The organism is Actinoplanes sp. NPDC026670 (genome assembly GCF_040638175.1).
Lineage (GTDB): Bacteria > Actinomycetota > Actinomycetes > Mycobacteriales > Micromonosporaceae > Actinoplanes.
Genome location: NZ_JBEZXU010000001.1, coordinates 281,283 through 302,599 on the forward strand (window position 1 = coordinate 281,283; position 21,317 = coordinate 302,599).

Below are 21,317 nucleotides of genomic sequence, written 5' to 3' on the forward strand. Positions count from 1 at the left end.
AGAATGTGTCAGGCGGCCAGCATGCTGTGGTCGTAGCGCATCCAGGTGCCCTTGCCGTCGTGCTTGGCCGCGTACATGGCGGTGTCCGCGGCGTGCAGCAGGGTCCGCAGGTCGTCGCCCTCCTCCGAGCTGGCCACTCCGATGCTGGCGTTGGCGCAGACCGGAGCGCCGTCGATCATGATCGGTTCGGTCAGCGCCTGGAGGATCCGCTGGGCGGTGCGTTCGGCGTCGCGGGCGTCGCATTCACGCAGCAGCACGGCGAACTCGTCGCCGCCGAGCCGGGCCGGCAGGTCCTCGGCGCGGACCGACGCGCGCATCTTCTCGGCGACCCCGGCCAGCAGGGCGTCGCCGGCCGCGTGGCCGAGCGTGTCGTTCACGCCCTTGAACCCGTCCAGGTCGATGAGCAGCACCGACACGCTGCCGGGTTCGGCCTCGGCGAGGGTGGCGTCGACCTCCTCGCGGAAGTGGGTGCGGTTGGCGAGCCCGGTCAGGTCGTCGAAGAGCGCCTGCCGCCGCAGCCGGGTCTCGTGTTCCCGCAGTTCGCTGAGGGTGGTGTCGAGCTGCCCGATGAGGTTCTTGTTGTCGTGGAAGGCGAGCAGCTGCCGGGCCACGACGAGCGCCACGATGACGCCGAGCCCGAAGACCGTGCCCCACAGGCGGGCGTCTCGTTCCTCGTGCTGCGACATCATGATGATCATGGCGGTGAAGACGACCGCGATCGAGCCGTACGGCAGCAGGCTGTACGGTTTGCGCCGGCGCGAGCCGAACGCGAACTCGTCGAACTGCGCGATGATCTCCTGGACCCGCGGGCCGACCGCGATGAACAGCGACGGCAGGAAGCGGATGGCGTAGGCGTAGGCCGGCAGGGACCCGTCGGCCTCCGGGGCGGCGAACAGGCCGGCCGCGTTCACGACGGCCGCGAGGATCAGCGGGATGGCGGCCTGCCGGTGCATCGGCGCGTTGCCGCTGAGGATCATCTTCACCGCGGCGAAGGCCGACGTGAGCACCAGCGCGGCGCCGAACAGCGCGCCGATCAGGTTGGCCTCGCTGTCCTCCGAGTTGATCGCGAAGCACCAGGCGACGACGGCGCCACCGACCAGGACGGTCGCCGAGTCGAGCCAGAACGCGAGCCGGTCCTTGCCGCTGCGCCCGGCGTGCGGGTGGATCAGCATGCCGATGACGATCAGGCTGATGCCGACGCCGAAGAGGCTGGACTGGATGGTTCCGCCGGCTGTCGACCATTGGCCCGGCTCCAGGAACGACTGGACGACCTGGATCGTGTCGCCGACGGTGAACAGGCTGCCGGCGATGGCCATGAGCCGCCAGAACCGCCGGGTGGCGCCGGTCGCCATCCGGAAGACCCGCCACGACGAGTAGGCCAGCAGCACGTCCAGTGGCGGCTGGAACGCCCAGAACACGTTGACCTGGGTGTCCGAGTGGCCGGCGAGCACGAAGAACAGCGCGGTCCCGAGAAGGGTCCACGCCGTTGCCACAGCGAGCACCGGGTCGTGCCGTATCGATCCGCTCCCGATCACTTTGAGACTATCGGCTGTTCCGCCCGATGTCTGAGCAAAGCGGTGAGCCGAGGGTGATCTTCGTCCTCGACTACGCTACGTGGTCTTGACAGTTTCCCGTCGGCGCCGTCAAAGTGCCACCCTGACCTGCTGTTTTCTGTCCCAGGGAAGGGGTTTGCGGACATGGAACTGCATCCGGACGATCACGCAGAGTTGCTCAAGGGTGGCTCGGTGGTGGAGGAGTGGCGGCGTAGCGACCACGCCTTCGAGGTGGCCGAGGAGCTGATGCGGATGCACGGCGGCACGGTCCCGATGAGCGATCTGCTCTGGCTGGGCGCCGAATCCTTCCTGCCCCGGCCCTGGAAGGCCGGCCGGGCCCCGGAGCCGATCGAGGCCGCCGTCGAGGTCTACAACAGGTGGCGCCGGCTGGAGCAGCTGCGCCTGAAACGGCGTCAGCGGGCCGGCGAGGAGGCCGCGTAACCGAGCGCCGCGGCCACCGTCGTCTCGGCGGTCCAGCAGGCGCCCGGCAGGTCACCGACCGGAACCGCCGACGCCAGCGCGTGCCCCTGGGCATAGTCGCAGGCCATCCCGGCCAGGTGCACCAGGGTTGCCAGATCCTCCACGCCCTCGGCGACGACTTCCAGGCCGAGGTTGTGCCCGAGGTCGATCGAGCTGCGGACCATCACCTCGTCCGGGGTGCCCGGCGTCAGGTTCCCCAGGAAGATCTGGTCGATCTTCAGCTCGTTGGCCGGGACGTCCCGCAACTGCACCAGCGAGCTGAAGCCGGTGCCGAAGTCGTCGACCGACACGGTCACCCCGCTCGCGCTGATCCGGCGCAGCGTGTCCAGGGCGGTCCCGGAGTCGGCCATGATGCCGGTCTCGGTCAGCTCCAGGCGCAGCATCTGCGGTGGCAGCCCGGCCGCCTGGATTGTGGCGAGCACGTTGTCGGCGAACCGTTCGTCGTCGAGCGCGCCCGTCGACACGTTGACCGAGACCCGGCCCCGCCAGCCGCCGGCCAGCCAGCCCGCGGCCTGGCGTGCGACCAGCGCCAGCAGGTGATAGGCGAGCGCGGTCTCCAGGCCCCCGCGTTCGGCGACCGGCAGCAGGGTCTCCGGCATGACCTGGCCGTGAGTCGGGTGCTGCCACCGGACCAGGGCCTCGACCCCGGTGACCCGGGCGTCGCGCAGACGAACCTGCGGCTGGTAGTACATCTGGAGCCGGCCCTCCGGGTCGCCGGTCTCCAGCAGCACCCGCAGGTCGGCGAAGAGCTGCATCCGGTCGTCCTGCTGGTCGGCGTCGGCGCCCGGGTCGTACACGGCGACCCCGCCGCCGTGTCGTTTGGCCCGGTACATCGCGGCGTCGGCGTGCCGGAACAGCTCGTCGGCGTCCACCGATCCGGCGTCCGGGCTCACCGCGATACCCAGGCTGCCGCTGATCGCGGCCGGGCCCTCGTCGAGCGCGAAGTCCCGGTTGAGTTCGGCGACCAGCCGGTCGGCCAGCGTGGTCGCCTCGGACAGGCCGGACACCTGGGGCAGCAGCACCGCGAACTCGTCACCGCCGAGCCGGGCCACCACGGCCGGGGAGTGCACATGCGCGGCCAGCCGCCGGCCGGACTCGATCAGCACCTGGTCGCCGGCGTGGTGGCCGATCGTGTCGTTGACCGCCTTGAACCCGTCCAAGTCGATGATCATCAGCGCCGACTGGCCGTCCCGGGCCAGCGCCTTCTGCAGGTCCCGCTGGAACAGCGCCCGGTTGGGCAGGCCGGTCAGCGAGTCGTGCAGCGCCTGGTGGCGGCTGTCGGCGGCCTGGGTGACGAGCCGCCGCTGGTAGCCGAGCACCATCCGCATGATCATCGCGACCAGGGTCAGGCCGACGCCGAAGCCCATCGCGGTGCCGACCAGCAGCCGGCCCTGCCGTTTGCCGAGCGCGATCACCTGCTGCTGGGCGTAGTCGTGGTAGGCCCGGGACACGTCGTCCACGTCGTTCTGCAGCGTGTAGAAGGCCGGGGTGACCTGGAGCCTGTCGAACGCCATGAAGTCCGGGTCGCTGTCGGCCACCTTCGCGATCAGGTCGTCGGCCAGTTCCCGGTACGCGATCTGCCCGGCCAGCAGGCGCTTCGCGTCGTCCCGGGTCTGCTCGTCGGCCGAGCCGGCGATCTCGGCGAGGTTCCGCTCGGCCTCGGCGGCGATCTGGTCGAACCGTCCGCGTACCGCCACCGACGGCTCGACCTGGTAGTGGCGCAGGTTCACCTCCTGCATCGCGACGGCGATCCGGGCCTCGGTGAACTTCATGTCCACGATCAGGGCGTCGCTCTGCTCCTCGGTCGCCTGGGTGGTGCTGAACATGCCCTGGAGCACGAAACCGGCCAGGGCCAGCAGCACGACGGCCAGCGCCGCCGTCATCAGCAGGCTGCGGCCTCGCCCACGTATCCACCCCAACACAACCTGTCTGTCGGCAGCCGGATCACGTGTTCAAGGAAACCCGTTCAGGTTTGGCGCGCCGACGTCGATCGGGTCGTAGAGACCACCGATCGGAGCCGCTCGTGTCACGCCCCGCAAGTGCCGCCGTCCTGACCGCTCTCCTGCTGCTGGCCGGCCTGTCCGGCTGCGGCGGAGAGGACGCCACCACCCCGTCGACGAGTGGGTCCTCGGCGGCCGCCGGCGAACCCATCCGGCTCGGCAGCCTCGCGCCCATCAGCGGCCGCAACAGTTCCTCCGGCGAGGCGATGGTCAACGCCGCGAAACTCGCCGTCAACGAGGTCAACGCGGCCGGCGGGGTGCTCGGCCGGCAGGTCGAGCTGGTGGCCGAGGACGACGCCTGTGACCCCGGAACCGCGGTCACCGCCGCGCAGACCGTGGTCAAGAAGGACGTGGCGGCGTTCGTCGGCGGCTACTGCAGCAGCGCCATGGTGCCCACCCTGAAGATCTTCCACGACGCCGGCATCCCGATGATCATCGCGCTGGCCAACTCCACCGACCTGCTGGAACCCGGCTACAACAGCCTGTTCCTGATCTGCGGCACGGTCATCGCCGAGGCCGAGTTCGCGGTCGACTGGATGAAGAAGCTCGGCGGAACCAGACTGTCGGTGGTTCACGACGGCACCAGCTTCCCGCTCACCCTGGCCGACTCGACCGCCGAGTACGCCCGCAAGACCGGCAAGCTGAAGGTGGCCGGCGAGCTGAAACTGAGCCAGGGCGCCGGCGACTACCGGCGCACCGCGCTGTCGATCATCGGCAGCAAGGCCGACATCGTCTACTACACCGGCTACTACGGCGAGGCCAACCAGCTGATCAAGGACCTGCGGGGACAGGGGTTCACCGGCCGGATCGTCGTCGGCGACGGCGCCACCGACGGGCCGCTGCTGGAGAACCTGACCGCGACCGAGAGCCGCGACGTGTACGGAACGGCGCTGCTCGTGCCCGAGTTCATGCCGGAGCTGAAGGGCTGGTCGGAACGGTACAAGGCGGCGTACGGCGTCGACCCCGGCCCGTCGACCGCCGAGGCCTTCGACGCCGTGATGGTGGCGGTCGAGGCGATCAAACGGGCCGGGAGCACCGACCGCGAGGCGATCCGCACCGCGCTGGGCGACACCGACTACACCGGGCTGTCCGGCCCGATGACCTTCAACGACGACGGCACCCGGGTGGTCCCGAAGTTCCTGCTGCTCAAGGCCGACGGCAAGGACCTCAAGCTGGTGTCGTAGACAGCGGGTACGGCAGCGTGCCGGGCACGATCGTGGCCGGCACGCTGCGCAGCGCCGCCGCAGAGCCGAGCGGATGACGCCGGAACAGCCGGCCGCCGAAGCGGAACCAGCCCACCGAGCCGTCCTGGTCTCGCACGAAGTCGCCCCGGGTGTGGGTGTCCGATCCGTCCGGCTCCCAGGCCAGCACCCGGTCGCGCCGGTAGAACGGCAGCACCAGCGCCTCCTGCCCGCCGACCCGCGCGCTCAGCCGCCCGCCGGCGCCGGCCAGCTCCAGCTCGATGGACGCCGTCGTGCCGTCCACACCGACCTGCTGGGCGACGTAACGTCCCTGGTAGGGCGCCAGCTCCGCCGGGGACACCAGGCGCGGCCGGGCCGGCAGATTGTGCAGACCGGCGAACCGGCTCAGCGCCCAGTCGCCGGCGAACAGCTCGGCCAGCAGCGCCGGGCCACCCTCCGAGTTGGTCAGCACGGTCAGCGCGAAATCCCGCTCCGGCACGAACAGGAACCCGGAATGCTGCCCGCCCAGGTCACCGCCGTGCTGAATGATCCGCGGCCCCTCCGCGCTGGGCCGCAGCATCCAGCTCACCCCGGCCCCGTCGATCTCCACGAACAACATCCCGGCCGGCCCCGGGCGCCACCGCATGGCCCGCAACGACCGCCGGGTCAGCAGCGGCGCACCGTCACCGAGGTGATAGCGGGCCCACCGCAGCTGGTCACGCGCGCTGGAGAACAACCCACCGAAGGAATGCAGGCTCCGCGGAATGGCCAGCGCCTCCGGCACGGCCACGACATTCCCTTCAAGATCAAATCCATGCGGTACGGCTACCCGAGCGCCCGGAACAGCCTGAGGCGTGAACGCGCTCTGCCGCAGGCTCAACGGGTCGAGCACCAGTGATCGCAGGGCATCCTCGTAGACCCGCCCGGTCGCGACCTCCAGGACCCGCCCGGCCACCCCGATCGCCGCGTTGTTGTAGGCGAACACCCGCCCCGGCTCGGTGAGCTGCGGCAACGTGGCCATCGACGCCACATAGCGGGTCAGCGCGTCGTCACCGGCACCGGTGTCCACGAACGAGTCGCCGAGCCAGCCGGCACTGTGGTTCAGCGCCTGCCGCAGGGTGACCCGCCGGGACGCCGCCTCGTCGGCGGTGCGGAACCCGGGCAGGTAGCTGCGCACCGTCCGGTCCAGATCGAGACGGCCCCGATCGACCAGGCGCATGATCGCCGTACCGGTGAAGGTCTTGGTGGTCGAGGCGATCCGGAAGAGGGTGTCGCCGTCGACCGGCTCCGGCGCGGACACGTTCGTGACCCCGAAACCGCCCACGTAGTCGCGGCCCTGGTAGCGCAGACCGTAGGCCACGCCCGGGACCCGGTAGGTGGCCATCCCGGCCCGGATCTTCTCCTCCAGCTCCCGCACCACGCGTGGAACTGCGGCGGCGGCCGGGGACCCGACGGCCGCGGTGGCCGCCCCTCCCGCCGCACCGAGCAACAGGGCCCTTCGCGTCACCGGTTCGCTCATCGCCCCACCCTATCCACCGGTGTCACTGGTTCGAAGATTTCGTTGACGTTGCCGGACGCCTGCCCTAACGTGCAGAGGAAAGCGCTTTCCCCCAGCGCAATCCCCATAGTCAAGTAGGAGAGTGGTATGCGACGGCGTACCTTCCTTGGCATGTCCTCAGGCCTCGGCATCGTGGCCACCGGCCTGGTGCCGGCTCCGGCCTCCGCCGGTGGACGGCGGCCGGAGCTGATCGTGGCGAGCGACGGCACCGGTGACCACACCGGAATCCAGGCGGCCATCGACGCCGCCCCAGCCGGCGCGACCGAGCCCTACGTCATCGGCGTGCGCCCCGGCACGTACCTCGGGCAGGTGATCGTCCCGTCCGCCAAGACCCTGATCGAGCTACGTGGGCTGGGCCGCCGCCCGGAGGACGTGGTGATCGCCGACGACCGGGCCAACGGCACCCCCAAACCCGCCGGCGGCACCTGGGGCACGTCCGGCAGCGCCTCGGTGACAGTGGACGGCGCCGGGTTCCGGGCGTCGAACCTGACGTTCGCCAACCTGTTCGACGAGGCCGCCCACCCGGAGATCACCAACCGGCAGGCGGTCGCCGTGCTGACCCGGGCCGACAAACTGGTCTTCGAGCGGGTGCGGTTCCTCGCCAACCAGGACACCCTCTACGTCAACAGCAGCGCCGCCGGTGTCATCGCCCGCGTCTACCTGCGCGACTGCTACGTGGAGGGCGACGTCGACTTCATCTTCGGCCGGGCCACCGCGGTGTTCGACAGGTGCCGCGTCCACTCGCTGAACCGGGGGAGCACCCCGAACGGTTACGTCACCGCCCCGAGCACCGACATCACCAACCCGCACGGGCTGCTCTTCGACCACTGCCGGTTCACCTCGGACGCCCCGGCCGGGACCGTCCTGCTGGGCCGCCCGTGGCACCCCAGCAACGACCCGAACGCGATCGGCCAGACGGTCATCCGCCAGTCGTGGATCGGCACCCACATCCCCGACCTCGCGTGGAGCGACTTCGGCACGTGGCCGTGGCAGGAGGCCCGCTTCGCCGAGTACCACAACTACGGCCCCGGCGCGCTGATCTCGGAGAACCGTCCACAACTGACCGACGAGCAGGCCGCATCCAGCACGATCGAGGCGTTCCTGCGCGGCTCGGACGGGTGGAAACCGGAGCGCTGTTAGAAGACGGACGTTGACGCCCGTGTGGGTGACGCCGGGAGGACCCGGGCCGGGAGAGCCACATATTCTCGGCCCGTGCCGGTCTCTCGTAAACGCAAGAAGTCTGCCAAGTCCGCCGCTGCAGTCCGGGCCGAGCGCCGCCGGGTGCACACCCGGCAGGTCCGGCTGTCACAGTCGCTGGCGGAGATCGCCGCAGGCCGCGAGCAGGGCCAGGCGATGCGGCTCGAACTGGCCCGCCCGCACGCCGTGGCGCTGGCCGCCGAGCTGATGACGTCCCCGAAGACCGGCACCGCGCTGGCGGACGAGTTGTGCGCCAGACTCGGCCCGCTCCTCGCCGTGCTCAGCGAACTGCCGTCCGACGAGTACGTGGGACCCGACCACCTGACCGACGCGCTGGCCGGGGTGCTGCACGACGCCGGCGACGACGAACCGGCCCGGCGGGTGCGGGCCGCTCTCGCCGCGATCCTGCCGTCCACGGCGCTGGACCGGACCGGGCTGGACGCGCCGGCGCCCGAGGTGGCCGGCGAGGTCCGCTGGACCCGGGACCGCTGGGGCAGCCGGTTCGCCGTGCTCGCCCCGTTCGCCACGCCCGAGGGGCCGGTCCGCTGGTACCTGTGGGACATCGACGCGTGCGCCTTCGTCCCGGTCACGGTGCACGCCGGCTTCTACGCCTCGCCCGAGGAGGCGCTGGCCGCGTGGCAGGTCGGGGTGGGCGCGTTCGCGGCGGGTGGCACGGCGTGGCGCCGGATCGACGACTCCGGCTTGCTCGCCGACCTGCTGCCGAAACCGGAGGAGGTCTCCGCGCTGGGCGGCGAGTCGGCCGAGCAGTTCACCGAGTACCACCGTTGCCGCAGTCTGGCCGAGGCGGTCCTCGACCTGCCGCCGGTACTCACGCTGAATGTGCCGGAGACGGCGCTGGACCTCGGCCCGGGACGGTTCGTGACGTGGTGGCGCACGCGGGCCGACGGGCCTGAGCCGGCCAACCTGGACGCGCTGGCCGCCGAGATGTTCGACTCCTGGCCGATGATCGCCCCGGCCCTGTTCGACACCTGCTCCCCGCACCGGGTCGAGTCGGTGTCGCACCAGATCCGCGACGAGTACCGGGAGGACGCCGACGAGCTGCTGGCCCTGCTGCCGGCCTGGGTGACGTGGCTGTCCGAGCGCGCCGGGCTCCCGCCGGAACTGCGCGAACGCGCGCTGGCCCGGACCGGCGCCACCACCCTCGTCGACGACAACCTGATGCGCAGAGTCCCCGAGTAGACCTGCTTCTCAGCCCGTCGCCGGGCCTCGCCTCTTACCGGGCTTCATCCGTCACCGGGCCTCGCCCATCACCGGGCCGAACAGTCGCTGGGCCTGCTCGGCTCGCAGGGCCACGAACACGCCCGTCGCCTCGACCAGCACGTCGCCGGGAGCCTCGGCGGTGGCGATCGTGCCGGTCGCGGTGACCCGCCGCCCGTCGATCCCGGCCACCCGGGACGTCAGCCGCAACGGCGTGTAGAGCGGCACCGGCCCGCGATAACCCGTGTCCAGCCGGACGGTCATGCCCGGGTGGCCGGCGACCCCGCACGCGTAGCCGAGCATCTGGTCGAGCAGCATGGCACTGACCCCGCCGTGCGCGAAACTGGGCGGCCCCTCGAAGGCCCGGCCGAGCGTGCAGACGCCGACCGCGACGTCACCGTCGGAGTGGATCTCCATTGGCGGCGCGAAGGCGCTGCCCGCACCGGTCACCGGGTTGTAGAGCCGCACCCCGCCCAGCAGGTCGTCGGCGGACGCGGTCTCGAACCGGCCCCGCACCCGCTCGCCGAGCGGCGCCGCCGCCTGCCGGATCAGCTCGGCCGCCCGGAGCAACTCCGCGGTGGGCGCCTCGGTGGCCGTCGCCTGTTCGATCAGCAGCCGCAGCGCGTCGCCGAGCCCGGTGATGGCCTCCCTGCGGCGCTGCAATCCATGGCCGTTCTCGATCTCGCTCACAGCAACAGGCTGCTATACGCGGCGCCATCGGACCTAGTGAATCTCATCACACTGCTATAACCTGTTCTAGTTATTGCGGAGGGGTAAACGACCCAGCGGATGGGGATGCCATGCCGGTCACCGTGGAATACGACGTGGTCGTGGTGGGTGCCGGCGCCGCCGGCATGACGGCCGCGCTGACCACAGCCCGTTCCGGGCTGAACACGGTTCTCATCGAAAAAGCGTCTGTCTACGGTGGATCGTCGGCCCGTTCCGGCTCCGGGATCTGGGTGCCCAACAACGACGTCCTGCTCGCCGCCGGAGTACCCGACACGTTCGCCAAGGCCGACACCTACATGGCCGCCGTGGTAGGCCCCGAGGTGCCCGCCGCCCGGCGGCAGGCCTTCCTCACCTACGGCCCACGCGCCATCGCCTACCTCCAGAAGTGGACCCCGCTGCGGTTCGCCTGGATGGAGGGCTACCCCGACTACTATCCCGAGCTGGCCGGCGGCATGCCGAACGGCCGCTCGATCGAGCCGAAGGCCCTCGACGCCAACGTCCTCGGTGACGAACTGGCCCACCTCAACGGCCCCTACCAGGCCAGCCCGGCCGGAACCGTGGTCTACACGGTCGACTACAAGTGGCTGTCGCTGATCGCCAGGCACCCCCGCGGGCTCGCCGTCGCCTCCGAGATCGTCTGGCGCTACCTCCAGGCCGCCGCCCAGGGCCAGAAACCGGTCACCATGGGCCAGGCGCTCGCCGGTGGGCTGCGGGCCGGGCTGATCGCGGCCGGCGTGCCGGTCTGGCTGAACACCCCGCTGCTCGACCTGCACGTCGAGAACGGCCGGGTCGCCGGGGTGCTGGCCACCCACGACGGCGCCGAGACCCTGATCCGGGCCCGGCGCGGCGTGGTCGTCGCGAGTGGCGGGTTCGAGCACAACGAGCGGATGCGCAAGCAGTTCCAGGCCGCGCCGATCGGCACCGACTGGACCATCGGCGCCGACTCCAACACCGGCGACGGCATCGAGGCGGGCGAACGGGCCGGAGCCGCCCTCGGGCTGATGGACGACGCCTGGTGGGGGCCGATGATCCCGCTGCCCGGCGAGCCCTGGTTCTGTCTGTCCGAGCGGACCCTGCCCGGCACCGTCTTCGTCAACCAGGCCGGCAAACGGTTCGTCAACGAGGCCGCGCCCTACAGCGACGTCGTGCACACCATGTACCAGAAGGGCCACATCCCCTGCTGGATGATCACCGACCAGGACTACCGGAACCGGTACCTGTTCAAGGACCTCGCTCCGATGTTGCCCTACCCGGACGACTGGTACACGTCCGGCGCCCTGGTCAAGGACTGGACGCTGGCCGGCCTCGCCGCCAAGATCGGGGTGCCGGCGGCGGCGCTCAGTGCGACGGTCAGCCGGTTCAACGGGCAGGCGCGGGCCGGCCGCGACCCCGACTTCCACCGGGGCGACAGCGTGTACGACGCCTACTTCGCCGACCCCACCAACCTGCCCAGCCCGTGTCTGGCGCCGCTCTGGCTGCCGCCCTACTACGCCTTCAAGATCGTGCCCGGCGACCTCGGCACCAAGGGCGGCCTGGTCACCGACGCCCGCGCCCGCGTGGTGCGCCCGGACGGCACGGTCATCCCCGGCCTGTACGCGGCAGGCAATGCCAGCGCCGCAGTCATGGGCCACAGCTATGCCGGCGCCGGATCGACCCTTGGCCCGGCGATGACCTTCGGCCACGTGGCCGGCCTCGACATCGCGGCCGGCACCTGAGACCCGCCTTCCAGCCGCCCGCCCTCGACAACCCGTCTTCAGGATCCGCCCGCGACATCCGCGCTCAACAGGAGGAGTCAGAATGCCCAAGGTGAGCGTCTCGGCGAACTCAGCGGCCGAGCCCGACAAGGTATGGCAGGTCATCACCGACCTGCCCCGGACCCCCGAGTGGAACAGCATGCACCAGGGCTTCACTGGTGACCTGCCGGCCGCGGTGACGGAGGGCGCCACGTACAAACAGAAGGTGAAGTTGATGGGCATGCCCGCCGAGATGGCCTGGAAGGTCGTCGCCGCGGACGCCCCGAGCCATTTCGAGACCGCCGGCGACGGCCCGATGGGCGTCAAGGCCAAGAACCGCTTCCTGATCGAACCCGACGGCGCCGGCTCGAAGATCACCTACGAGATGGAGTTCGCCGGCCCGGCGCTGAACGGCCCGATGGCCGCCATGCTGGAGAAGCAAGCCGGCCCCGCCGCCAAGCAGGCCCTGGAGAAACTGACCGCCCTGATCGCCTGACCCAGCGTGCCGGCCTGCGGCGCAATCCGAACCGCAGGCCGGCACGCTGTCCGCGTGCGGCCGTCGTGTGCCGTGCTGCGGTGCGTCTCGAACCGCAGGTCGGCACGTTTCAGTGGAGCAGCAGGCGGGTGGCCAGCTCCAAGTGGTTGACCACGTCGTTGGCCGAGGCCCGGCGGGTCACCCACGCCACCAGGTTGGACAGCCAGACGTCGCCGATCACCCGGGCCTTCGCCCGGTCGTCGGCCGACGGCTCGACGTCGTCGCCCTCGTGCATCGCACGGGTGAACATCTCCTCCATCAGCCGCGCCACCGCGTTGACCTCGGCCGACGCCGACGGGTCGGCGAACATGAAGGCCCGCGTCATGGCTTCGGCGAGCAACGGTTCCCGCTGCATGGCCCGGGTCATCCGGCCCAGGACGAAGATCATCCGATCGTACGGAGTATCGCCTGGAATGGGTTTGCGCCCGAGCTTCTCCTGGATCGTCTCGAACTCGGAGGCCAGCGCCGAGACGAGCAGGTGGATCTTCGAGGGGAAGTAGCGGTAGAGCGTGCCCAGGGCGACCCCCGCACGCTCCGCGACGGTGCGCATCTGGACCGCGTCGTAACCACCCTTGGACGCCAGCGCGAGTGTCGCCTCCAGGATCCGCCGCCGCCGATCGCGCTGCGCGGCCGAACCCTGCTCGACCTCAGCGCCCGCGAGAGCGCTGCGCGTTGTGGTACTCGTTCTCGCTGCTGCCATGGTCGCCCCTTTCCGGTGAATCAAGCCTAGCAACGTCGCGTTGCGTCCCCGTGTCGGCGGGCGCTGGCGAGCACAAACTGAAACATGTTCTAATCAGTCTCATGGATTTTCGGCTGGACGAGACGCAGGAGGCGATCACCCGTCTGGCGGCCGAGGTGCTCGACGGATCCGACAAGCCGTGGGCCGATCTGGGGCAGGCCGGGCTCCTCACGCTCGCCGTTCCGGAACGTCTCGGCGGGGCCGGGCTCGGTGTGCTGGAGACCGCGCTCGTGCTCACCGAGATCGGCCGTCGTGCCGTCGACGTCCCGGCCCTTCAGCATCTGGCGCTCGGGGTCCTGACCGTCGCCCGCTGGGGCACCCCGGCGCAACAGGACGAACTGCTCACCGGCCACACGCTCGGCGCCGCCGTCGCCGAGCCCGGTGATCCGCTGCCGGCCGCGCCCCGCACCACGTTCGGTCCGGACGGGACGGTCACCGGCGTGAAGACCGGCGTCCCCACCGCCGACCGGCTCCTGGTCACCGTGGCCGGCCCAGCCGTGGTGATCATCGATCCGGCGGGCCCGGGCGCCACCTTGACCGGCGGCATCCTGTACCTGAACAGCGCCCCGGCACAACAGCTGGGCGGCGGCGCAGCGGAGAAACGCGGCGGCGCGGTGGGGGAGCAGGCCGGGGCGGACTGTCACGCTGACCTGCATCGGTTCGCGATCGCCGGGGCGTGTGCGCTCGGGGACGGGGCCCTCGCCGGAGCGCTGGCACTGACCGCGGAGCATGTGCGGACGCGGGAGCAGTTCGGGAAGCCGCTCGCCACCTTCCAGGCCGTCGCGCAGCAGATCGCCGACGTCTACGTGGCCGGCCGCACCCTGCACCTGGCGGTGACCAGCGCGGTCTGGCGGCTGAGCACCGGCCGGGACGCCGGTGACGACCTCGACATCGCCGCCCAGTGGCTCACCGCCGAGGCCCCGCCCGCGGCTCGCACCTGTCACCACCTGCACGGCGGCCTCGGGCTGTCGGTCGACTACCCGCTGCACCGGCACACCGCGCTGATCCGGGATCTGGTCCGGTTCCTCGGCGGCGGCGAGTACCGGCTGACCGTGCTGGGAGAGCGCCTGTGTTCATCGAACTGACCGGCGAGCAGACGAGACTGCGGGACGAGCTCCGGTCGTACCTCAGCAAGGTCCTGACTCCCGCGGAGCGGGTCGTGCTGTTGCGGGAACGGCATGGCGCCGCGTTTCGCGACCTGGTGTCCCGCCTCGGTCGCGACGGGTGGCTGGGGCTCGGATTCCCGGAGGAGTACGGCGGACGCGGACGTGGCCCCGCCGAGCAGCAGATTTTCGTCAACGAGGCGGCCCGCGCCGACGTGCCGCTGCCCGCGGTGACGTTGCAGACGGTCGCGCCGACGCTGCTCGCGCACGGTTCCGAGGAGCAGCGGCGCGAGTTCCTGCCGCGGATCCTGGCCGGGGACCTGCACTTCGCGATCGGCTACACCGAGCCGGAGGCGGGCACCGATCTCGCGGCGCTGCGGACCCGGGCGGTGCGGGCCGGCGACGAGTACGTGGTGGACGGGCAGAAGACGTTCACGACCGGGGCGCACGAGGCGGACTTCCTGTGGCTGGCCTGCCGGACCGATCCGTCGGCACAACGGCACCGCGGGCTGTCGATCCTGATCGTGGACACCCGGGATCCGGGGTACTCGTGGACGCCGATCATCACCTGCGACGGCACGCATCACGTCAACTCGACCTACCTGAGCGGGGTTCGGGTGCCCGTCGCGCGGCGGGTCGGCGGTGAGGGCGACGGCTGGCGGCTGATCACCACCCAGCTCAACCACGAGCGGGTCATGCTGGGGCCGGCCGGGCGGATGGGGGCGCTGTTCGATCGGGTGCGCGATTGGGCGTACGCCGGAGGGTTGGAAAAGCATGCGGACGTCCGCCGCGCCCTGGCCCGGACCCACGCCGCGCGCCGCGTGAACGAGCTGCTCAACTGGCAGGTCGCCGGGGACGCGCCGAGTCCGGCCGACGCCTCGGCGACGAAGGTCTTCTCGTCCGAGCGGCTGCTGCGGCTCGGGAAGGAGCTGTCCGAGGTGGTCGCGCGGCACGGCGATCCGGGCGATCCGGCGACCGCTGAGCTGCTCGACTGGCTCGACGTGCACGAGCGGCGGGATCTGGTGCTGACGTTCGGCGGCGGGGTCAACGAGATCCAGCGGGAGATCATCGCGAGCGCGGGCCTGGGCCTGCCGAGAGTCCCGAGGTAGGTGCGGATGATCACAGAAGCGGCGCAGCGGCTGATCGAGGCGGGGGAGACCCCGGCCAAGCCCGGGCGGGATCCGGTCAACCAGCCGATGATCAGGTCCTGGCTGGAGGCGATGGGGGACGCGAATCCGCGCTACGAGAGCGACGGGACCGCGCCGCCCGCGATGATCCAGGTCTGGACGATGCGCGGTCTGGCGCCTCCGTCACTCGACGACCCATTGCAAGCGGTGTCCGATCTGTGCGAGAAATCGGGATATACGGCCGTGGTTGCCACCGACTCCGAACAGGCTTATCACCGATATCTGCGGGTCGGCGAAGAGGTGACCGTCCGCAGCCGGCTGGAATCGGTGGTCGGGCCGAAGCGGACCTCGCTGGGTGAGGGTTGGTTCATCACCACTCTGACGAGGTGGCTGGTGGGGGATGAAGTAGTCGCCGAGATGAAATTTCGGATATTGCGCTATAAGCCGCAACAAAAGGTGAATGCCGCAGAAGCCGAGCCGATCCAGCCGGTGATCACCGCCGACAACGCGTTCTTCTGGGCGGGCGTGAACGACGGCGAACTCCGGATCCAGCGCTGCGGCGAGTGTGGGACCCTCCGCCACCCGCCCGGCCCGGCCTGCCCCGCCTGCGGCGCCGTCAAGCAGGAGCACACCGTGGCCACCGGCGCCGGCACCATCCACAGCTACGTCGTCCACCATCATCCGCCGGTTCCGGGGCGGCGTTCGCCGTACACCATCGGGCTTGTCGATCTTGAGGAAGGCGTCCGGATGGTCGCCGAATACCGCGGCCCGCGACCGGAGATCGGCGACCCGGTGCGCGTCACGTTCGACGGCGGGCTGCCGGTCTGGCGCCCCGACGTGCCCACCCTCGATCCGTGGGAGCTGCACGTCACCCCCACCCTGATCGTCAGCACGGCGCTGGCGACCCGCGACTTCCAGAACGTCCACCACGACCGGGACGCCGCCGTCCGCCTCGGCGGCACCGACATCTTCGTCAACATCCTCACCACCACCGGCCTGGTCCAGCGCTTCGTCACCGACCGGCTCGGCGCCGGGACGACGATCAAGGGCATCAGGATCCGATTGGGTACGCCGTGCCTCGCCTACGACACCCTGACCTTCACCGGCCAGGTGTTCGGCGACCGGGTCGACGTGATCGGCCGCACCGCGACCGGCGTGCACGTGACCGGAACCGTGCAGGTGGAGTCGTGACCGCCGCGATCGCCGGGATCGGCGCCACCGAGTTCTCCAAGGACTCCGGCCGCAGCGAGCTGCGCCTGGCCGTGGAGGCGATCCGGGCGGCCCTGGACGACGCCGGCCTGCGCCCCGCCGACGTGTCCGGCCTGGTCACGTTCACCATGGACAACAACAGCGAGATCGCCGTCGCCCGCGAGCTCGGCATCGGTGAGCTGACCTTCCTGACCCGGATCGGGTACGGCGGAGGCGCCGCGTGCGCGGTCGTGCAGCAGGCGGTCCTCGCCGTCGACGCGGGACTGGCCGACGTGGTGGTCTGCTACCGGGCCCTGAACGAGCGGTCCGGCCGCCGTTTCGGGCAGGCCTTCGCGTCGCCCGACCCGGACACCGGCTGGCACGCGCCGATGGGCCTGGCCACCCCGGCCGCGCAGGTCGCCATGGTGGCCCGCCGCTACCTGCACGACTCGGGCGCGACCGCCGACGACTTCGGCCGGGTCACCGTGGCGGCCCGCAAGCATGCGTCGACCAACCCGCACGCGTGGTTCCACGGGCGGCCGATCACCCTCGACGACCATCGCGCGTCCCGGTGGATCGCCGAGCCGTTGCGGCTGCTCGACTGCTGCCAGGAGAGCGACGGGGCGGTCGCCGTGGTGGTGACCTCGCTGGAACGGGCGCGTGACCTGGCCCGGCCGCCGGCGGTGGTCGCGGCGTCGGCACAGGGCAGTGGGCCCGGCCAGTTCGTGATGACCAGCTACTACCGGCCGGAGATGGGCGCGCTGCCGGAGATGGGGGTGGTGGCCCGGCAGTTGTGGCAGCGGTCGGGATTCCGGCCGGACGACATCCGCACGGCTGTGTTGTATGACCACTTCACCCCGTACGTCCTCATGCAGTTGGAGGAACTCGGTTTCTGTGGCCGGGGTGAGGCCCGGCATCTGATCGCCGGCGGCGGGATCGAGATGGGCGGCCGGCTGCCGGTGAATCCGCACGGCGGGCAGTTGGGGGAGGCCTACATCCACGGCATGAACGGGATCGCCGAGGCGGTCCGCCAGATCCGCGGCACCGCGGTCAATCAGGTGCCGGGGGACGGCCCGGTGCTGGTCACCGCGGGAACCGGCGTTCCGACGAGCGGACTGGTCCTCACCCCTAGTCTATGATTCATGAGGTTTGTCCCATTTGTGGCGCTGATCCTGCTCGCCGGTTGCACGTCCCATGAGGCGGAGCCGTCGCCGTCGCCCTCGCCGTCGGTGTCGGAGCCGCCCGAGGCGGAAGGACCGGTCGGCAACCTCGCGGGTGCCGGCAAGGACGCCGACTGGGACACCTTCGTCCTCCCGTGCGCGGACAAGTCGAAAGAGCCGGTCATCCAGCAGGTGGTGACCGCCGACGTGACAGGCGACAGCATCGCCGACGCGCTCGTCGCCCGTGCCTGCGAAAGCTCGACGGTCGAGGTCTTCGACGGCTCGTCGCCGGCCCAGCGGCCCTGGCGGATCGATCAGCCGCTGCTCAGCAGCCCCACCGCCGAACTGCGCCGGCCCTGGGTCACCGGCGTCGAGGTCCAGGCCGGGGAGATCATCATCAAGGCGAACGGCCACGCCATCGACGACGACAGCAAGACCTGCCGCCGGGACCGGCTGGTGTTCGCCTTCAAACTCGCCGGAACCGACTTCACCCAGCTCCGGCTGGAGAACAACCCGGCCGGCAAGTGCCTGCCGGCCGGGTGAGCCCACTCAGTTCTGGATCTTGCCCTCGACGGCCGGCTGGTCGCCGTTCACCTTCGAACCGCCGAGCCGGGCCAGCAGCCCGGTCAGGTCGATGCCGGTCAGGTCGGTGCCGATCTGGAGACCCTGCGCCACGTTGCCGGCCACCGACTTGGTCAGCGACGTCGCCCCGTCGGTCGAGATGACGGTCAGCTTGTCGACGTTGCCGAGCGGCGCGCTGGCCGCCTCGACGACCTGCGGCAGCACCTTCACCAGCAGGTCGATGACGGCCGCGTCGCCGTACGCCGCGAACGCCTCGGCCTTCTTGGCCATCGCCTCCGCCTCGGCCTGGCCCTTGGCGAGGATCGCCGCGGCCTCGGCCGAGCCCTCCCGCTCGATCGCCTCGGCGATCGCGGTACGCCGCCGCTGCTCCGCCTCACCCTCCTTGGCGCCCTCGATCGCGTGCGCCTCGGCCAGCGCGGCACGCCGGGCCCGCTCACCCTCACCGGTCAGGCGGGCCTGCTCGGCCTGCGCCTGCGCGCCGGCGATGGTGGCCTGCCGCTGCGCGTCGGCGTGCAGAACCGCGGCGCTACGGGCCGCCTCGGCCTCCTGCTCCACCCGGTACCGGGCGGCGTCCGCCGGCTTGCGCACCTCGGTGTCCAGCTGACGCTGCTTGAGCTCGGCGTTCTGCTCGGCCACCTTCTGCTGCTCGGCGAGGATCTTCTGGTCCCGCTCGGCCTGCGCCAGCGGGCCGGCCGCCGCCGACTGGGCCTTCGCCGCGTCGATCTCGGCCTGGATGCCGGCTTGCTTCAGCGCCAGGTTCCGGTTCGCCTCGGCGATCGCCTCCTCGGCCAGCAGCCGTTCCTGCTCGGCGGCCTGCCGGGCCCGGGCCTCGGCGATGGCCGCGTCCTTGAGCACGCGTGCCGCCTCCGGGCGGCCCAGGTCCTGCAGGTACGAGCCCTCGGCCAGGATGTCCTGCAACTGGAACGTGTCGAGCACCAGACCCTGGTTGGTCATCGAGTGCTCGGCCTCCTCGGCGACCGCGCTGGCGAACGCCGCCCGGTCCCGGATGATCTCCTCGATGGTGAGCCGGCCGACGATCGACCGCAGCGCGCCGGCCAGCACCTCACGGGTGAAGTCCTCGATCTCCGACTGCTGGTGCAGGAACCGCTGGGCGGCCGCGCGGATCGCGTCCTCGGTGCCGCCCACCTTCACGATCGCCACACCGTGCAGCTCGGCGCGGATGCCCTGCTTCGACACCGCGCCCTTGATGCCGACGTCGATGCGGCGGCTGGACAGGTCCAGCGACTGCAACTTCTGCACGACCGGCAGCACGAACACCGACGCGCCCATGACGACCTTCTGGCCGGACATGTCGGTGCTGCTGCTGCCGTCCAGGCCCTGCGTCGTCTTGCCCTTGCGGCCGGTGATGATGAACGCCTCGTTGGGCCCGGCCACCTTGATCCGGGACAGGATGAACACCACGAGCAGCACGACCAGCAGCACACCGCCGCCGATCGCGATCAACAATCCAGACATTTATGCTCCGGTCTCTTCCACTACGACACTTGTGTCGCTGGGCGCCTCGATCACGAAGACCTGGGCCCCAGCGGGGATGGCACGGTCGGCGCGCGCGTTGAGTTTCACCGGCTGCCCGCCCAGCCGGACCCGCACCTCGCCGTAACCCGTGCCGGCCGGGACCGGCGTGACGACCACGCCGATCGAGCCGACCAGATGCTGCCGCTGCGGGGTGGCGTCGGTGCGCATGTTGCGCGCCGCCCGGGACAGGCGCCACGCGAGCCATGCGGCGGGCACCGCGGCCAGCGCGCCGACGACCGCCGCGATGGCGATCAACGCGGGGGTACGGGCGTCGAACAGTTCCGCCGCAGCGGCTCCGGCGAACCCGAACGCCCCGAGAAAACCGGCCGCCACCTCGGTCGACACCGGCCCGCCCGCCTCCGGATGGCCGAGGTGCAGCAACTCGCCGCCGAGCAGTGCCAGCGCCAGGACCGCGACGGCCAGGCCGCCGATCACCAGGAACACCACAGTCGCGGTCAGCACGGCCGTCCTTCTTGAGTTCAGGCCGGTCACCGACCGGCTGCGTCAGGGTAGTCCAAGCCGTCTACCAGCGGAGTCGTCAATTCCGGTAGACCGGCGCCGGTGGAGTGGCCGGTCCCAGCCGGGCCTTGAGCCACTTGTCGTAGATGCGGGTCCAGGTGCCGTCGGCCCGCATCTTCTCCAGCACCCCGTTCACGAACCGGGTCATGTCGTCCTGGCCCTTCGGGATGCCGATCCCGGCCGGCTCGTCGGACACCGGCTGCCCGGTCACCTCGGTCGTCGGGTCCTGCGCGGCCAGCCCGGCCAGCAGGATGTCGATCGTCGAGACCGCGTCCACCTGCCCCTGCTGGAGCAGCACCAGACAGTCCAGGGTGCTGTCGGTGCTCACCGGGATCAGGTTGTGCGGCTGCGCGGCGATCGTCACGATGCTGGTGCTGCCCCGGGTGGCGCAGACCTTCTTCCCGCGCAGGTCCGCGAAGTCCTTGACCTTGTCGGCCTTACGGACCAGCAGCCGCTGCCGGGACGGGATGTACTCGGACGAGAACCACACCTGCTGCCAGCGCTCGCAGGTCATCGACATGGTCCGGATGACCAGGTCGACCTCCTTGCTCTGCAGCTTCGGGATCCGCTCGGCCGTGGTGATCGCCTGGAACTGCACCTTCGCCGGATCGCCGAAGATCGCCCGCGCGATCTCCCGGGCGAAGTCGATCTCGAAGCCGACCAGCTCACCGGTGCCCGGATCACGGAACCCGAACAGGTACGCGTTCTGGTCGATACCGACGACCAGCCGGCCGCGCTGCTCGATGTCCGCCATCGTGGTGTTCGCCGGCATGCTGCCCGGCTGCGGCATCGTCGCCGGCGGCCGCAGACTGGCCCGCGGATCGCAGGTCGGTGCGGCCGGCGCGCTCGGGATCTCGGCCGGGTCCTGCACGTTCAGCGGCCTGGGCACCACGGCGGTCGCCTCGGCCGACACCGGTCGTGGCGCCTCGTCGGGGGTGCCGCACCCGGTGACGGCCAGCCCGGCCGTCACCATCACCGCAGCGATCTTCACCTTCGTCTTCACCGGCACTCCCCGATCCGCAGTCTTCAGCGGGACTCCTCGATGCGCAGTCTTCACCGGTACTCCCCGATCTGCGGCCTTCATCGGTACTCCCCGATCTGCGGCCTTCATCGGTACTCCCCGATCTGCGGCCTTCATCGGTACTCCCCGATCTGCGGCCTTCATCGGTACTCCCCGAT

General features: G+C 70.9%; 19 protein-coding genes and 1 pseudogene. 12 read left to right on the forward strand and 8 right to left on the reverse strand.

Features of this window, described 5'->3' with window-relative positions:
• Nucleotides 1–8: 8 nt before the first annotated feature.
• A complete protein-coding gene (locus tag AB0E94_RS01175) occupies nt 9–1,493 on the reverse strand; it encodes a GGDEF domain-containing protein (RefSeq protein ID WP_360320533.1) in 1,485 nt (494 codons plus the stop codon).
• A gap of 204 nt (nt 1,494–1,697) precedes the next feature.
• Between AB0E94_RS01175 and AB0E94_RS01180 the strand changes: the two genes are divergently transcribed.
• The gene (locus AB0E94_RS01180) at nt 1,698–1,994 is read left to right on the forward strand and encodes a hypothetical protein (protein ID WP_360320536.1); all 297 of its coding nucleotides are present in this window, start codon (nt 1,698–1,700) and stop codon (nt 1,992–1,994) included.
• On the opposite strand, the gene AB0E94_RS01185 is transcribed toward AB0E94_RS01180, so the two are convergent.
• Nucleotides 1,967–3,916 carry an EAL domain-containing protein gene (locus tag AB0E94_RS01185; RefSeq protein WP_360320539.1) on the reverse strand — a complete coding sequence of 650 codons (1,950 nt, stop codon included), beginning with the start codon at nt 3,914–3,916 and terminating at the stop codon, nt 1,967–1,969. The genes AB0E94_RS01180 and AB0E94_RS01185 overlap by 28 nt on opposite strands.
• A gap of 140 nt (nt 3,917–4,056) precedes the next feature.
• On the opposite strand from AB0E94_RS01185, the gene AB0E94_RS01190 reads away from it, so the two are divergent.
• On the forward strand, nt 4,057–5,217 hold the full coding sequence (locus AB0E94_RS01190; RefSeq protein WP_360320542.1) for a branched-chain amino acid ABC transporter substrate-binding protein: 1,161 nt from the start codon (nt 4,057–4,059) through the stop codon (nt 5,215–5,217).
• Here the strand turns inward: AB0E94_RS01190 and AB0E94_RS01195 are convergent.
• Nucleotides 5,201–6,733, reverse strand: coding sequence for a serine hydrolase domain-containing protein (locus AB0E94_RS01195; protein WP_360320545.1), 1,533 nt, complete (start codon nt 6,731–6,733; stop codon nt 5,201–5,203). The two genes, AB0E94_RS01190 and AB0E94_RS01195, sit on opposite strands and share 17 nt — an antisense overlap.
• A gap of 150 nt (nt 6,734–6,883) precedes the next feature.
• Between AB0E94_RS01195 and AB0E94_RS01200 the strand changes: the two genes are divergently transcribed.
• On the forward strand, nt 6,884–7,912 hold the full coding sequence (locus AB0E94_RS01200) for a pectinesterase family protein (protein WP_360320548.1): 1,029 nt from the start codon (nt 6,884–6,886) through the stop codon (nt 7,910–7,912).
• Nucleotides 7,913–7,984: 72 nt separating this feature from the next.
• Complete coding sequence (locus tag AB0E94_RS01205) at nt 7,985–9,169, forward strand: hypothetical protein (protein WP_360320551.1); 1,185 nt, start codon at nt 7,985–7,987, stop codon at nt 9,167–9,169.
• Between the two features lie 51 nt (nt 9,170–9,220).
• Here AB0E94_RS01205 and AB0E94_RS01210 read toward each other — a convergent pair whose 3' ends face one another.
• Nucleotides 9,221–9,877 carry a PaaI family thioesterase gene (locus AB0E94_RS01210; protein WP_360320554.1) on the reverse strand — a complete coding sequence of 219 codons (657 nt, stop codon included), beginning with the start codon at nt 9,875–9,877 and terminating at the stop codon, nt 9,221–9,223.
• 110 nt (nt 9,878–9,987) lie between these two features.
• Here AB0E94_RS01210 and kstD point away from each other — a divergent pair, with 110 nt between their 5' ends.
• Both kstD and AB0E94_RS01220 read left to right on the forward strand, forming a co-directional pair.
• Nucleotides 9,988–11,631, forward strand: coding sequence for a 3-oxosteroid 1-dehydrogenase (gene kstD, locus AB0E94_RS01215; protein ID WP_360320557.1), 1,644 nt, complete (start codon nt 9,988–9,990; stop codon nt 11,629–11,631).
• An 82-nt stretch (nt 11,632–11,713) separates the two neighbouring features.
• Complete coding sequence (locus AB0E94_RS01220) at nt 11,714–12,145, forward strand: SRPBCC family protein (protein ID WP_360320560.1); 432 nt, start codon at nt 11,714–11,716, stop codon at nt 12,143–12,145.
• 109 nt (nt 12,146–12,254) lie between these two features.
• On the opposite strand, the gene kstR is transcribed toward AB0E94_RS01220, so the two are convergent.
• A complete protein-coding gene (gene kstR, locus AB0E94_RS01225) occupies nt 12,255–12,884 on the reverse strand; it encodes a cholesterol catabolism transcriptional regulator KstR (protein ID WP_360320563.1) in 630 nt (209 codons plus the stop codon).
• 101 nt (nt 12,885–12,985) lie between these two features.
• On the opposite strand from kstR, the gene AB0E94_RS01230 reads away from it, so the two are divergent.
• The 6 genes and pseudogenes from AB0E94_RS01230 to AB0E94_RS01255 all read left to right on the forward strand — a co-directional run bounded on the left by AB0E94_RS01230 (nt 12,986) and on the right by AB0E94_RS01255 (nt 18,044).
• The gene (locus tag AB0E94_RS01230) at nt 12,986–14,008 is read left to right on the forward strand and encodes an acyl-CoA dehydrogenase family protein (protein ID WP_360320566.1); all 1,023 of its coding nucleotides are present in this window, start codon (nt 12,986–12,988) and stop codon (nt 14,006–14,008) included.
• The gene (locus tag AB0E94_RS01235) at nt 13,993–15,135 is read left to right on the forward strand and encodes an acyl-CoA dehydrogenase family protein (RefSeq protein ID WP_360320569.1); all 1,143 of its coding nucleotides are present in this window, start codon (nt 13,993–13,995) and stop codon (nt 15,133–15,135) included. The genes AB0E94_RS01230 and AB0E94_RS01235 overlap by 16 nt, the downstream gene beginning before the upstream one ends.
• 6 nt (nt 15,136–15,141) lie before the next feature.
• Nucleotides 15,142–15,984 (forward strand): annotated as a pseudogene (locus tag AB0E94_RS01240) (OB-fold domain-containing protein); the annotation flags it as partial.
• Nucleotides 15,985–15,990: 6 nt separating this feature from the next.
• Complete coding sequence (locus AB0E94_RS01245; protein WP_360320833.1) at nt 15,991–16,344, forward strand: acyl dehydratase; 354 nt, start codon at nt 15,991–15,993, stop codon at nt 16,342–16,344.
• Entirely contained in the window at nt 16,341–17,480 is a 1,140-nt protein-coding gene (locus AB0E94_RS01250; protein WP_360320572.1) for a lipid-transfer protein, read from the forward strand. The genes AB0E94_RS01245 and AB0E94_RS01250 overlap by 4 nt, the downstream gene beginning before the upstream one ends.
• Before the next feature lie 3 nt (nt 17,481–17,483).
• Nucleotides 17,484–18,044 carry a hypothetical protein gene (locus AB0E94_RS01255; protein ID WP_360320575.1) on the forward strand — a complete coding sequence of 187 codons (561 nt, stop codon included), beginning with the start codon at nt 17,484–17,486 and terminating at the stop codon, nt 18,042–18,044.
• Between the two features lie 6 nt (nt 18,045–18,050).
• Here AB0E94_RS01255 and AB0E94_RS01260 read toward each other — a convergent pair whose 3' ends face one another.
• The 3 genes from AB0E94_RS01260 to AB0E94_RS01270 all read right to left on the reverse strand — a co-directional run bounded on the left by AB0E94_RS01260 (nt 18,051) and on the right by AB0E94_RS01270 (nt 21,141).
• Nucleotides 18,051–19,559, reverse strand: coding sequence for an SPFH domain-containing protein (locus AB0E94_RS01260; RefSeq protein WP_360320578.1), 1,509 nt, complete (start codon nt 19,557–19,559; stop codon nt 18,051–18,053).
• Nucleotides 19,560–20,081, reverse strand: a complete 522-nt coding sequence (locus tag AB0E94_RS01265) for an NfeD family protein (RefSeq protein ID WP_360320581.1) — start codon at nt 20,079–20,081, stop codon at nt 19,560–19,562.
• Nucleotides 20,082–20,157: 76 nt separating this feature from the next.
• Nucleotides 20,158–21,141 carry a transporter substrate-binding domain-containing protein gene (locus AB0E94_RS01270; RefSeq protein WP_360320584.1) on the reverse strand — a complete coding sequence of 328 codons (984 nt, stop codon included), beginning with the start codon at nt 21,139–21,141 and terminating at the stop codon, nt 20,158–20,160.
• Nucleotides 21,142–21,317 lie beyond the last annotated feature (176 nt).